At 66.1% G+C, this 13,119-nt stretch carries 13 protein-coding genes; 6 read left to right on the top strand and 7 right to left on the bottom strand.

Features of this window, described 5'->3' with window-relative positions:
* Positions 1–22 precede the first annotated feature (22 nt).
* From MBENS4_RS21125 to MBENS4_RS21115, 3 genes are read right to left on the bottom strand one after another with little or no spacing between them, the layout of a single operon-like run.
* Positions 23–454, bottom strand: a complete 432-nt coding sequence (locus MBENS4_RS21125) for a TonB family protein (protein WP_052322591.1) — start codon at positions 452–454, stop codon at positions 23–25.
* Positions 433–801 (bottom strand): hypothetical protein, encoded by a 369-nt coding sequence (locus MBENS4_RS21120; RefSeq protein WP_039394479.1) that lies wholly within the window; start codon positions 799–801, stop codon positions 433–435. The genes MBENS4_RS21125 and MBENS4_RS21120 overlap by 22 nt, the downstream gene beginning before the upstream one ends.
* A gap of 21 nt (positions 802–822) precedes the next feature.
* A complete protein-coding gene (locus MBENS4_RS21115; RefSeq protein WP_052322590.1) occupies positions 823–2,859 on the bottom strand; it encodes a TonB-dependent receptor plug domain-containing protein in 2,037 nt (678 codons plus the stop codon).
* Between the two features lie 519 nt (positions 2,860–3,378).
* Here MBENS4_RS21115 and MBENS4_RS21110 point away from each other — a divergent pair.
* Complete coding sequence (locus tag MBENS4_RS21110) at positions 3,379–3,885, top strand: DUF2271 domain-containing protein (RefSeq protein WP_039394476.1); 507 nt, start codon at positions 3,379–3,381, stop codon at positions 3,883–3,885.
* 50 nt (positions 3,886–3,935) lie between these two features.
* Positions 3,936–5,258, top strand: coding sequence for an NADPH cytochrome P450 oxidoreductase family protein (locus MBENS4_RS21105; protein ID WP_052322589.1), 1,323 nt, complete (start codon positions 3,936–3,938; stop codon positions 5,256–5,258).
* A 143-nt stretch (positions 5,259–5,401) separates the two neighbouring features.
* Here MBENS4_RS21105 and MBENS4_RS21100 read toward each other — a convergent pair whose 3' ends face one another.
* From MBENS4_RS21100 to MBENS4_RS21090, 4 genes are all read right to left on the bottom strand, one after another.
* Complete coding sequence (locus MBENS4_RS21100) at positions 5,402–5,632, bottom strand: hypothetical protein (RefSeq protein ID WP_052322588.1); 231 nt, start codon at positions 5,630–5,632, stop codon at positions 5,402–5,404.
* 76 nt (positions 5,633–5,708) lie between these two features.
* On the bottom strand, positions 5,709–5,861 hold the full coding sequence (locus MBENS4_RS25965) for a hypothetical protein (RefSeq protein ID WP_159108113.1): 153 nt from the start codon (positions 5,859–5,861) through the stop codon (positions 5,709–5,711).
* Between the two features lie 455 nt (positions 5,862–6,316).
* Positions 6,317–6,748, bottom strand: a complete 432-nt coding sequence (locus MBENS4_RS21095) for a DUF3806 domain-containing protein (RefSeq protein WP_039394474.1) — start codon at positions 6,746–6,748, stop codon at positions 6,317–6,319.
* Positions 6,749–6,978: 230 nt separating this feature from the next.
* On the bottom strand, positions 6,979–7,896 hold the full coding sequence (locus tag MBENS4_RS21090; protein WP_144401023.1) for a hypothetical protein: 918 nt from the start codon (positions 7,894–7,896) through the stop codon (positions 6,979–6,981).
* Positions 7,897–8,168: 272 nt separating this feature from the next.
* Here MBENS4_RS21090 and ilvD point away from each other — a divergent pair, with 272 nt between their 5' ends.
* From ilvD to MBENS4_RS21070, 4 genes are read left to right on the top strand one after another with little or no spacing between them, the layout of a single operon-like run.
* Positions 8,169–10,025, top strand: coding sequence for a dihydroxy-acid dehydratase (gene ilvD / locus MBENS4_RS21085; protein ID WP_039394470.1), 1,857 nt, complete (start codon positions 8,169–8,171; stop codon positions 10,023–10,025).
* A gap of 11 nt (positions 10,026–10,036) precedes the next feature.
* On the top strand, positions 10,037–10,426 hold the full coding sequence (locus MBENS4_RS21080) for a hypothetical protein (RefSeq protein WP_039394467.1): 390 nt from the start codon (positions 10,037–10,039) through the stop codon (positions 10,424–10,426).
* The gene (locus MBENS4_RS21075; RefSeq protein WP_039394464.1) at positions 10,413–11,831 is read left to right on the top strand and encodes a bifunctional ADP-dependent NAD(P)H-hydrate dehydratase/NAD(P)H-hydrate epimerase; all 1,419 of its coding nucleotides are present in this window, start codon (positions 10,413–10,415) and stop codon (positions 11,829–11,831) included. Before MBENS4_RS21080 ends, MBENS4_RS21075 begins: the two co-directional genes overlap by 14 nt.
* Entirely contained in the window at positions 11,828–13,114 is a 1,287-nt protein-coding gene (locus MBENS4_RS21070; protein WP_039394463.1) for a class I SAM-dependent RNA methyltransferase, read from the top strand. The genes MBENS4_RS21075 and MBENS4_RS21070 overlap by 4 nt, the downstream gene beginning before the upstream one ends.
* Positions 13,115–13,119: the final 5 nt, after the last annotated feature.

Genomic DNA, 13,119 nt, shown 5'->3' with positions numbered 1-13,119 from the left:
CTCCTGGTGTTGGGGGGACGGCTCACGAGCCGGTGATCTCGAAATTGAAGCTGCGGGGCTCACCGTGCGGGGGCTGGGGGAAGGGCGCGGCGCGGCGCACCAGCTGCATCGCGGCGTGATCGAAGCGCGACGAGCCGGAACTGCGCGCTACGCCGATGTCTCGGCAGCGCCCGTCCTCGATCACGGTGAAATGAATGTAGGCCGCGCCCGCCCCGACCGTATTCTGCCTGCGGTAGTGCATGAGGTGGCGCATGACGGCAGCTGCGTATTTCGCCGCACCGCCGCCGACCTGCGCCCGGCTTTCGCCTGGGTTCGTGCTGGCCTGTGCGCGGCTGCTGGCCGCCCCGGGCTCGGGGGGCTTGGCGTCGACCTCGTGCGGGCTGGCGGAACTTGGTGAAGGGGCCGGGGCTGCGATCCGCACGGCGGGGGGCATCAGGGCGAGGTCCGCGCGCACGGGTCGATCTTCGCGCTGCGGGGCCTCGTGCGCCGGTCGGGGAGGGCAGGGGCCTGCGCGCTGCGGGCAGGAGCGGTCTGGGAAACCTCCGGCTGCGCCGTTTGCGGGCGCGGAGGGCGCGGCGCGGAGGGCGCGGCGGCAGAGGTCTCGGCGCTCTGGGCCGCGCCCTGTGTCTCCCCGGCCTGGCTGAAGGCGATCACGGTCAGCGAGGGGCCCGCGCCGGTATCGTGCACGGCCCCGCTCGCAAGGCCGACGAAGATCGCGAGGACCCCGCCGTTGACCAGCGCCGAGCCGGCAAGCCCCGCCAGTCGCTGCCGATCCCACCGTGATGCCTGTGCCGGATACATCGCCTGCGCCTCCTTTGTCGCTCAGAACTGGACGGAAACCGCGCCCTTGAAATTGCGCCCCAGGGCCGGGCGCGTGGCGAGCGCGGGCACGTAGTAGGTGTCGAAGATGTTCTCGACGCTGACCCGGAAGGTCAGGAACCTGAGGAAGCCGACTTCGGGCGAGAACGAGGCGCGCAGGTTGTGCACGTCGTAGCCCTGCTCGACCGTTCCATCGGTATCGAGATCCTCGGCCAGCACGCCTTCCCAGCGCACGTCGAGGTGGTCCCCGAAGCGCTTGCCCAGGGCCAGCTGGTAGGTGTTCTGGGGCAGGTTGCCCCAGTCGCTCAGCGCGCCCCCGGTCGAAAGCTGGGTGCCGCTTACGATGTTGCCATTGAAATCGAGATAGAAGCCGCTCGGCGTTGCATAGGAGGCCTCGATCTCGACACCCTCGAGATAGACTTCGGCCACCCCCGAATACGAGGTGTTGTCGGTCAGGTCGGTGTCGTAATAGTTGGCCTTGATGGCGAAGCGGTCATTCGGCGTGAAGATGCCCGTGCGGTCAAAGGCCGCCCCCGCTTCCCAGCTCCGGCTCTTTTCCGGCTGGTTCATGTAGGCGACGTTTTCGAGGTCATCGATGATCGGCATCGAACGGGTCTTTGCCCAGGACCCGAAGACGGAAAATCCGAAGGGCAGTTCGTAACGCGCCGAGACACCGCCCATCAGGCCCTCGTTGGTGTAGCTGGCGTTCGAGCCGTCATCGAGCTCGCCCTTCACGTTCGAGGTTTCCCAGCGGACCGCAGGCGTCACCGTGAAGCCGCGGAAGAGGCCGATTTCATCGACGGCGAAGGCCGCCATGCGCCGGTCCGTGCCCCCCGGGGCGGAGCTCGCGTCCAGGCGGTCCTTGTCGATGTACTCCAGCCCGACGCGCAGGTTGTGGCGGACGTTGCCGGTTGCAAAGAGCGCCGCGTTCTTGAGCGTCACCTTGGAGGTGACATAGCGCTGGTCGGCATCGGTCACCGGGGTCCCCACCTCTCCGAAGACGGGCGAGGAGTAGGGAATGTAGGACTTTTCGATGTCCTGCTGCGCGCGGGTGTAGACGAGGCTGAGGTTGATCGCGTCGGTGCCGAGGGGCTCGTAGTAGTAGCCCACGACAAGGTTCCTGGACTTGGTGTCGCGATCGACGTTGCCGAAGACGCCCCCGGTCGTGCCGAAGCTGTCGTAGGGCTTGTCGCGCTCGGCCGTCGTGGTCTGGCTGAAGCTGGCCTTGAGGGTATGCGCGTTGTCCGCGCCGAAGTGGAGCGCGCCCTTCACAAGGAAGCTGGGGAGTGAAAAGGCGCTGTTCTCGATCCGCTCGCCGTGGCCATCTTCCTGGTTGCCGCTCGTGCGGTAGCTGTAGTTGGCCAGGAACTCGACGTTCTCGCTGGGCATCGCGGCCAGCGTGGTGGAGGTCGCAAAGCCGCCGCCGTTGCTGGCGCCCGAAAGGTTCTGGTTGACCGTGAAGCCGGTCTTGCCGCCAAGGTAATCGTAGGCGTCGCTGGTCTCGAGGATCACGGTGCCGCCGATCACGCCGGACCCGTATTCGAAGCTGCCCACTGTCCCGCGCAGCACCGAGGCGCTCTTGTAGAGGAGCGGGTCGGTGAAGAGCTGGGTGCCGATGCGGTAGAGCTCTTCGGAACCATTGGTCGCGCCGTCCACGAGGACGAGAACCTTCTGGTCGGTGCCGTAGGTGCCGGTCGCGCCGAAGCCACGGATGTTGATGCCCGAGCCGATCGGGGTCGAGCCGTTGACGATCGTGACACCGGGGATCGAGTCGATCAGCTCCGCAATCGTATTGGCCTGGCGATCCTCGATTTCCTCGCGGTTGATCGAGGTGATGGGCGTTGCGGTGTCGGTGCGGATGGCCCGCGTGCTTTCGCCGATGTCGATCGTGCCCAGAAATTCGCCGTCCGCCTTCTCGCGTGCCTGCTCGGCAGACCGCTCGTTCGTGTCCTGGGCGCGGGCCAGCGAGGGCGCCGCGATGGACGCGAGAGCGAGAACCGAAACGCCAAGAGTGGCGGCGGAACGAAGGTCAGGTCGCAATGTGTTTCCCCCTGAGCCCGAATGCTGGCGGGCCGTCAAAATAGGGCAAGTGATTCGCATTAGCTACGTTCACGTACACATATGTGATAATGACTCGCAAGAGCATTTATGGCGATTGTCCAATCGGCTGGGCTGGTGGCGGGAGCACCCGACGAAGTCGGTCTTGCAGGAGGCGCGAATGTCAGGGCCCGCTTTTACCTGTGACGCCGTCATGAACGGTCGGGGAGTATCCAGGAGCGGCTGCGGGGCCCAAGTGATGGCGTCGCACCGAAATTGCGACAGGCTCAGGCGGGTGGGTCTGCTGCGCCGTGGGCCGGCTGGACGTTGACTTCAATTCCAGCTCTGGATAGCTACCTCGCATTAATGCAAGTGACTCGCATTTGCATATTAAGGATGGGCCGCGTCGGCTGGGTGAGAACCGCAGCGGGGCACCCGGGCGTCTCCACGCTATGTCCGGCCGGGGCATTCCGGGCCTCCGCATCGCTCCGGCTCCATCACATTTTCAAGGAAAGCACCTCAATGCGTAAGACCACCCTGGCCACCACGACCCTGACGGCGGCCGCCTTCACGCTTCCTGCCGGTGTTCAGGCGCAGAGCGGGGCGGTCACGATTGAGCTTCCCCGCGTTTCGGACCCCAACTATCGCAAGCCCTACCTCGCGGCCTGGCTGGAGGAGGCCAGCGGCAAGCCCCTGGCGGTCTCTGCGGTACTCCATGATCAGAGCCGAATCGGGTCGCGCTGGCTCTCTGAGCTGCGCACGTGGTGGCGCAAGCGCGGGCGGGACATGACCATGCCGGCGGACGGCATCTCCGCGCCCACCCGCGCGGCGGGACGCCATACCATCGCGATCAAGGGCCTCGCCGGGCTGGGCGACGGCACCTACCGACTTGTGGTCGAGGCCGCACGCGAGAAGGCGGGCCGCGAAGTCGTGAACGTGCCCGTTGTCATCCGGGGCGGTCAGGTCCGCGCCGCCTCCGCGCAGGGCCACCGCGAGCTGGGCCATGTTCGTGTTTCCCCGAGGGGCTGATCGCCTGCCACCGCACCCTTACGTTCCTGCCTTGAGGACATTTCCGGCCCATGCGTGACACCCCCACCGACTGGCTCATTCTCGCCGCCCTGATTGCTCTATGGCTGGGCCTGACCTGGCTGTGCCTGCGCAAGCGCCCGCGCGTGGCGCTTGGCGGGGCATCCCACCTCGTCGTCTACGCCTCCCAGACCGGGCACGCGCAGGAAATAGCCGAGGCGACGCACGCGGCCGTGCTTCGTGTGGACCCGGAGGCGGGGCTCGTGTGTGCGAACCGTCTCGACCTGGCCGATCTCGTCGGAGCAGACCGGGTCTTCTTCGTGGTCGCGACGAGTGGCGAGGGCGATGCGCCCGACGATGCGGGGGATCTTGACCGTGCTCTTGCAGAGGACGACGTCGATCTGACTGGAGTGCAGGTGGCCATCCTGGCGCTGGGGGATCGACGCTATACGCACTTCTGCGCCTTCGGGGAGCGCCTCAGGACCTGGTGCGAGGCCATGGCTGCCGAGGTGACCGCCCATGTCACGGTGGACGATCTTGCCCCCGATGACCTGGCGCAGTGGGACGCGGTGCTCATGCAGGAAGGTGTTGGGGGCATGGCCAAAGGCCCCCTCGATAGCGCGCCGCGCGAATGGCAGATCGCCTCGCGTGCGTGCGTGGCCGGGCCCCTCGGCGAGGGGGTGCAAACAGGCGCGAGCGAAGGTCTGTTTCGCCTGGCCCTGCGCCCCGAAGATGGCCTCCTTCCCGAATGGAGCATCGGCGACCTGTTCGAACTTCATACGCCCGATGGGCACCTGCGGGATTACTCGATCGCCAACCGGTGCGGCGGAGAGGAGCTAGTTCTCTTTGTGCGCCGTGTGATCGACAAGGGGGTGCCCGGGCGCGGTTCGGGTCTGCTGACCTCGCTGCCAGTGGGGACGGGCCGTGTCCGCGCCCGGATACGCGCTCATGCGGGCTTCCGGCCACCGCCGGGAACAGGTCCACTCCTGGCTGTCGGCGCGGGCTCGGGCTGGGCGGGGCTGCGCCCGCACCTGCTCGAGGCCATGGCGAGTGGCCGGGCGTGCTGGCTCATCTTTGGTGAGCGGGCTGAGGCGGATGCCTCCGGTCTCCTTGGCGAAATGCGCGCGTGGCACGAGGAGGGACGCTTTCACCGCCTCGATCTGGCTCTCTCGCGTCAGGACGGTGTGCGCGTTCCCGACATCCTTGCGGCCAACAGCGCCGATCTTCGCGATTTCCTGACCCCGGATGGGGCCGTGGTGCTGTGCGGTCGGCTCGCCATGGGAGAGGCCGCGCTTGCGGTTCTGCGTGCATCGATGTCCGAGGACTGGCTCGAGGAGGCGCGCCACTCCGGCCGCCTGCGCAGCGATCTGTACTAGGCGGGGGTGCAGACGGCACGAATAAGGCGCCGGGAAGTCGTGCTTCCGGCGCCTTATGATACGGCGTCAGGGCGTGCCGCCAGCGATGCGGGTGCCGGTCGGGCCGTCCGCGTCGTCTGGTCTTTGCAGGTTCCGGCCGTGCGTTAGCGCGCGGCGGCGCCGTGCAGGCCGGCTTCGAGGTGGGCCGGTGCAGCGCTGGGCGTGTGCATCCAGGCCTGGGCCGCGGCGGCGCCGAGGTCCTGCTGGAAGCTGCCGATGCATGTCGCGATGCGCGCGGCATCGGCGAGGCGTTCACGGCGCGCCTGCGGGTCGGTGGCCATGCCCGCCGCCATCAGGGCGCGCTGGTGCGCGGCGTAGGCCTTGTTGAGGTCCATGTCGTGTTCTCCTGGTTGGCGGGGCGGGATGGGCGGATGAAGCGGCTGTGTCCGAGGGGGCAGGTGCTGGGCCTGGTCAGTCGACCATCCCGGCAACGAGCCGCTGGAGTTCGGACGTCGGGATCAGCGCGGGGCTGCCCTTGGAATCCTGCGCTGCACTGGCGCGAACCATCGCGCGGTGGTGGGGCAGGGCGGAGTTCCTCTCGAGGTGCATGTTCTTGTACTTCATATTCGTTTCGTGCGGCAGGTTCGTCCTGCCTCCTTCTTCAATGGTCTGTGCGCCGTGTCGGGCGCGGGTGTCTTCAAGGACTGTGTAGCAGCCTTCGTGGACGTTTGGATGACAGCCTGTTTGCAGCTGTGTTGCAAGACCGAGCCGAACCGGGATGGACCCATCTGGTGCGGTCGGGCACGTAAAGCGCTGCGCAAACGGTCGGAACGTCCGCTGGAAGGTGGAGCTGTCCGGGTGGATCAGGCTCCGGCGTGTTGTGAACGCGTCTGTCGCCAAGTGGTTGCCGTGGCGTATAAAAAATCTGCGAGGAGCCTAGCTCCAAGGCAAATTCAACTGGCGAGAGGGGAAAGCCGAAATCGTGATATATCTCGGCAATCGTCACCGCGATTATTGGCGACTTGACGCCTTATATACACGAAGCATGCGAAAATACAAGTGCCGGTATATCGCAATGCCTATTCGACATCGCCCGAGAACGCTATTTCGTTCAATTGCACGCGGGTCGTCTCGTACATGGTGTCGATATCGACATGCTCGCCCTCTTCGATGCGCTGGGCGATCATGGTGAGGGGAAAGCACACGATCGAGGTGCCCGGCCAGTGCAGCGCGGGCTGGCGTCCGAACTCGTCGTCGATGGTCACCCAGTCGAGCATGAGATCCTGCGCCAGCGCATCGCCCATAGCGATGCCCAGCGACTGCAGTTTCCAGGTGTCGTCGGGGCCGACCCAGCCTTGCGCAAGGTTCGCGCGCACCACGGCCAGTTTCCCATCGACCGAGGAATAGGCATCTTCGGGATCGCTGGCGAAGTGGCCCTTGATCCAGACCCGCGCAAGGTCCAGCCACTCCTGCTCTTCCGGTTCCAGTACGAGGCGATCGACAGGTTCCATGCAGAGAGGATAGCGAACTATCTGCTGCGATGCAAAATGCGCGACATCCCCTAGGAATGCGAATGCGTTGGACGGTGCAGCGGGGGCGCTAACCCAGCCTTGGGGCGGATGATGGGGATACATGATCTCCTGTCCTGTTCGCAACCCTGGGCGCGTCTCCGGGAGTGAGGGGCAGCGCTGCTTGCGGCGATGCGATCGACGGGCTTGGGTGGAAAGCGGGCATGACCCGCTCAGGACATGGTAAAGCCTTCGACGATGCTGATCGACTGAACATGCCACTCATTCATGTGGGACGTGCCTCTGATGGTGATATGCTTCGGGTTTGGCCCGAGCCGATCCTCTCTGACCGTGACAGTAAAGCAGTCATACGCATCTCCAGTGCAATATTTCGAACTGACTGAATTTATTTCGTGCAATCTGAGCCCACTCAGAAAAGTTCTGCTGTCATCCAGGCACTTTCTGTCGTCATAAGTGGCGCACGAGAGGCCATACGGAAGTATGCCATCTCGACCTGCTTCATCAATCGCCAGTGAGAGCAGAATGGCGAGGTCTTGGGCGTCAAGAACGCTATCGCTTCCGGGAAAATATGATCGGGTGTGATTGGCTGGAACCTCATCACACATTCTCCCCCGAAAGTCCTCCCAATCAAAGTTGTCCTTTTGGAAAATTGGACCTTCGACACCGTACCTCGGCGATACGTCTACGGAGCTTATAGTACCGTCATCATTGAAGGAAATTTCATATTTTTCGCTTCTGCACAATCCGAAGGCCGACCCCCAAGGCTCGGGTCGAGCGAAAAGGGTGATGTGCTGTATAGGGTCATCATCTGCTGAGTAGTATTGCCATCTGTCGACGTGTCGATCGACAAGGCCTATCCTTGTGGAAAGGGCGCCGACAAGGCGTTTGGAAAGGCTCTGGTCGCTTTCGTACTTGAGGTCGGCGAAAACGAAGCGGCCTTCGACAGGCTGATAGCCCGCGGGCGCTTCTACCGTACGTTGCTTGAACGGAACCGAGCGAAATTTCTTCCAGTTCGGCTCCTCATACCGATACTCTTTGTAGGCCATCGAGTGGTCCGGCGCTTTGTCACAACCAGATGTGAATGCGCCAAGTACCAGAAGAAGGAATGAAACTGCGGTCGGCTTCGGCATCGTGGTATCCTGCCAAGCTATCGCAGTGTCCACAATGGGGTTAAGCTGGGCAGTGGGATTTGACTATTCGGCCCGGTCGCAGCCCGGCAGGCAGGCCGCGTCCTTGGGTACGATCCGGCAAGCCGTTGGCCCTTCGTGTGAAATTTTATGCCTTTCGGCCATCCGCCTTTTGGCGTAGGGGCGCCACATGATCCGCGCGCGGGAGAACGTCCCGGCGCGCATAGCCCAGACCTTGCGGCCAGGTAGCTGGCCAGACCTTTCGGAGTGTACCCATGCCCGCCTTTCGTTCCCGCACGTCGACCCACGGCCGCAACATGGCAGGCGCGCGTGGCCTGTGGCGTGCGACCGGCATGAAGGATGGCGACTTCGGCAAGCCGATCATCGCCGTCGTCAACTCGTTCACGCAGTTCGTGCCGGGCCACGTCCACCTCAAGGACCTGGGCCAGCTGGTCGCACGCGAGATCGAGGCTGCGGGCGGTGTCGCCAAGGAATTCAACACCATCGCGGTCGATGACGGCATCGCCATGGGCCACGACGGCATGCTCTATTCGCTGCCCAGCCGCGATCTCATCGCCGACAGCGTGGAGTACATGGTCAACGCGCACTGCGCCGATGCCATGGTCTGCATCTCCAACTGCGACAAGATCACGCCGGGCATGCTGATGGCCGCGATGCGCATCAACATCCCCGTCGTCTTCGTCTCGGGCGGCCCGATGGAAGCGGGCAAAGTGACGCTGAAGGGCAAGGAAACCGCGCTCGATCTCGTCGATGCGATGGTTGCCGCGGCCGATGAGAGCTACTCCGACGAGGAAGTTGCCGCGATCGAGCGTTCGGCCTGCCCGACCTGCGGGTCGTGCTCGGGCATGTTTACGGCGAACTCGATGAACTGCCTGACCGAGGCGCTGGGCCTTTCGCTGCCGGGCAATGGCTCGACGCTCGCCACCCACGCCGACCGCGAACGCCTGTTCAAGGAAGCGGGCCGCCTTGCCGTGGACCTGTGCCAGCGCTACTACGAGCAGGAGGACGAGAGCGTCCTGCCGCGCGCCATCGCCAGCTTCGAAGCCTTCGAGAACGCGATGAGCCTCGATATCGCGATGGGCGGTTCGACCAACACCGTCCTGCACCTTCTGGCCGCCGCCGTGGAAGCGGGCGTCGATTTCACGATGGCCGACATCGACCGTCTCTCGCGCCAGGTTCCCTGCCTCTCCAAGGTCGCGCCCGCCAAGGCCGACGTTCACATGGAGGACGTGCACCGCGCAGGCGGCATCATGGCGATCCTGGGCCAGCTCGACCGCGCGGGCCTTTTGCACTCGGAATGCCCGACCGTGCATGCCCGGACGCTCGGCGATGCGCTCAACCGTTGGGACATCAGCCGGACGAACGATGAAAGCGTGCAGAACTTCTACAAGGCCGCGCCCGGCGGCGTGCCCACGCAGACCGCGTTCAGCCAGGCCAACCGCTGGAAGGAACTGGACCTTGACCGCGAAGGCGGCGTGATCCGCTCCAAGGAGCACGCCTTCAGCCAGGATGGCGGCATTGCCGTGCTGTTCGGCAACATCGCGCGCGATGGCTGCATCGTGAAGACGGCGGGCGTGGATGAGAGCATCCTCAAGTTCACCGGCACCGCGCGCGTCTACGAAAGCCAGGACGCGGCCGTGGCCGGGATCCTGGGCGGACAGGTCAAGGAAAACGACGTCGTCGTGATCCGCTACGAAGGTCCGCGCGGCGGGCCGGGCATGCAGGAAATGCTCTACCCGACGAGCTACCTCAAGTCGAAGGGCCTCGGAAAGGCCTGCGCGCTCCTCACCGATGGGCGCTTCTCGGGCGGCACCTCGGGCCTCTCCATTGGCCACGTCTCGCCCGAGGCGGCCGAGGGCGGCGAGATCGGCCTTGTCGAGAACGGCGACACGATCGAGATCGACATCCCCAACCGCACCATCAACCTGATGGTGAGCGACGAGGAAATGGCCGCGCGCCGCGCCACGCAGGACGCTCGCGGGCCGGACGCCTGGTCGCCGGTCCACCCGCGCAAGCGCAAGGTTTCCGCCGCGCTGCAGGCCTACGCGGCGATGACCACCAGCGCCGCCAAGGGCGCGGTGCGCGACGTCACCCAGCTCAAGCGCGGCTGAGGATAACGCGCATGGCACGCAGCCGGTCCAGGGCAGGCGGCAGGGGCATGATTGCCCTGCTGCTTGCCGTGGGCGGGCTCGCGGCCTGTTCCTCCTCCGATACGCCGCCCGAGGTGGCCGAGGGCGAGGAGCACATCCCCTGCGCGCTGGCGGGGGCGACAGAGCTCAAACCCGTCTGCGCGGTCGAGCGCGTGGTGCGCGGCGGTGTCCTCACCCTCGTGGTGCGCCACCCCGATGGGGGTTTTCGCCGGTTCGACGTCCAGACCGATGGATCCGGGCTTGCTCCCAGCGACGGGGCGGATGCCATCGTCGCGCGGCTGGGTGAGGACCGGATGGAAGTAACGCTGGGGACCGACCGCTATCTCTTTCCGGTAACGATGAAGAGCCATGACCCACGTTGATACTTACGCCTCCTCCGACCAGATCCTGACCGTTGCGCAGATGCGCGCCGCCGAAGAGGCGCTGATCGCTGACGGCATTTCGGTCGATGAACTGATGCAGCGGGCCGGGCAGGGCGCGGCGGCCTGGGTCTGGCGCGTCTCAGGCGGCAATGCGGTGAGCGTACTGTGCGGGCCGGGCAACAACGGCGGCGATGGCTATGTCATTGCCGAAAGCCTGCGGCGGCGCGGCGGCCAGGTCGTGGTCATCGCGCCGATGGCACCCGTGACCGAGGCGGCGAAGACCGCCCGCGCGCTCTACCAGGGCGAGGTGCACGAGGGAGAGGGGGACCTTCCGCGTGGCGAGGTCTTCGTCGACTGCCTTTTCGGAAGCGGCCTATCGCGCCCGTTGGAGGATGCGCACCGCGAGCTTGTAACCAATCTTGCCGCGCGCCATGCCAAGGCGGTCGCGGTCGATATGCCCAGCGGCATTGCATCGGATTCCGGGCTCCTCCTGAACGAGGACCTGCCCGCCTACACCCTGACGCTGGCGCTTGGCGCCTGGAAGTTCGCGCATTTCCTGATGCCCGCAAGCGCGCGCATGGGGGCGCTTCGGCTCGTTCCCATCGGTGTGACGCCGGTTGAGGACGCCGCGCAGGCCATCGCGCGGCCCGAGATCGCGGCCCCCCTGGCCGACGCGCACAAGTACACGCGCGGGCTGCTTGCGGTCGTGGGCGGCGCGATGCCGGGCGCCGCGATCCTTGCCAGCACCGCCGCGCAAGGGGCAGGGGCGGGCTACGTCAAGCTCTTCGCAGAGAGTAAGCGCAACTGCCCAAGCGACCTTGTCGTCGAAACCGGACCTGTCTCGGACCTTCTTTCCGATCACCGCAACGCCGCGATCCTCGTCGGCCCGGGCCTTGGCCGCGACGGCGCGGCGCGGGAACGATTGGCCATAGCGCTAGCCGACCCGGTGCCGGTTGTCCTCGACGCCGATGCGCTGGTGCTCCTGGGCCCGCGCCTTCTCGCCGAACGCAGCGCGCCGCTCATCGCCACCCCGCACGAGGGCGAACTGGTTGCGCTCGAACGCGCGTTTGCGTGCGAGGAAGGCACCACCCGCATCGAACGCGCCGTGGCGCTGGCCCGCGCGAGCGGCATGGTGATCGTCGCCAAGGGGCCGGACACGGTGATCGCCGGGCCGGAGGGGCAATTGGCCTGCGCACCGCGTGCCTCGGCCTGGCTCTCGACCGCGGGCACCGGCGACGTGCTCGCGGGCACCATCGCCAGCCGCCTTGCGACGGGCCTCGATCCGTTCGTGGCAGCGTGCGAAGGCGTGTGGCTCCACGGCGAGGCCGCGCGCCTTGCGCCCAAGCCTTTCACCGCATCGCAGCTTGCCGAAACGATACCGGCTGCGCTAGCGGCCTGCCTGTGAACGAGCAAAACGAAGAAATCCTGCGAATCGCCTCCAAGGGCGACGGTGTAACCGCCTCGGGCCGCTTTGCCTGGGGCGCGGCGCCGGGCGATATCCTGCGCGCCGATGGTACCCTCGAATGGGGGCCGCACCACATCGAGCCGGCCTGCAAGCACTTCGGGCGCTGCGGGGGCTGCCAGCTCCAGCAGCTCGATGCCGAAACGCTGGAGGGCTTCGTCGAGGCGCGCGTGGCCAACGCCTCCTCCTCGCAGGAACTGGGCGCGGAGACGATTACGGCGCCCTATCTTTCGCCGCCGGGCGCGCGCCGCCGTGCGTCGCTGCGCGCCGAAAGCTCGGGCGGGCGCATCGTCATCGGCTTTCGGGAAGCCAAGTCGCACCGGCTCGTCGAGCTGGAGGAGTGCCCGGTTCTCGTCCCCGAGATCACCGCGCTGCTGGGCCCGATCCGCAAGCTGCTCATCACCATGGGTAAGGCCGCGCCGGTCAAGAAGGGCCCGCGCGGGAAGGGGGGCAAGAACGCCAAGTCCTCTCCGAACGCGATGCCGCGCATGGCCTGCGACATCGAGATGACACTGGTCGACCAGGGCGTGGACCTGGGCGTCAAGGGTCTCACCGCCGAGGGCCTGGCCGCGGCCGAGGCGATGCTGGACTTCGCGCAAAGCCACGGCCTCGCGCGCCTCACCATGGACGGTGGCTATGGCTACGAGACCGTGTGGGAGCCCGCGCCCGTCACTGTGACGCTGGGCGACACGCCGGTGCCGTTTCCGCCGGGAACCTTCCTTCAGGCGACCAAGGACGGCGAGGACGCGCTCGTCTCGGCCGCGCGCGAATGGATCGGCGATGCGGCCACCGTGGCTGACCTGTTCTCCGGCCTTGGCACATTCGCCCTCGCGCTGGCGGGGCCGACGTGCAAGGTTTTCGCCGCCGAAGCCGCGCGCGACGTGCATCTTGCCGGCAAGTCGGGCGCTGACCGCGCCCAGTGCCCGGTCTTCAGCGCCCACCGCGATCTTTTCCGCAACCCGCTCATGGCCGATGAACTGTCCAAGTTCGAAGCCGTCCTCCTCGACCCGCCCCGCGCTGGAGCGCGTGAGCAGGTGGAGTGCATCGCGGATTCGAGCGTCAACCGCGTGGTCTATATCTCGTGCAACCCCTCGAGCTGGTCGCGCGACGGCGCGCGCCTGATCGAAGCAGGCTTCCGCCTCGTCGAACTGCGCCCCGTCGGCCAGTTCCGCTGGTCCACCCACGTCGAACTGGCGAGCTACTTCGTGCGCGACGGGGAAGATTGAGCGCT

Origin of the sequence: Novosphingobium sp. MBES04 (genome assembly GCF_000813185.1) — a bacterium.
GTDB classification, from domain to species: domain Bacteria; phylum Pseudomonadota; class Alphaproteobacteria; order Sphingomonadales; family Sphingomonadaceae; genus Novosphingobium; species Novosphingobium decolorationis.
This window is presented reverse-complemented; position numbering and strand designations above follow the sequence as displayed.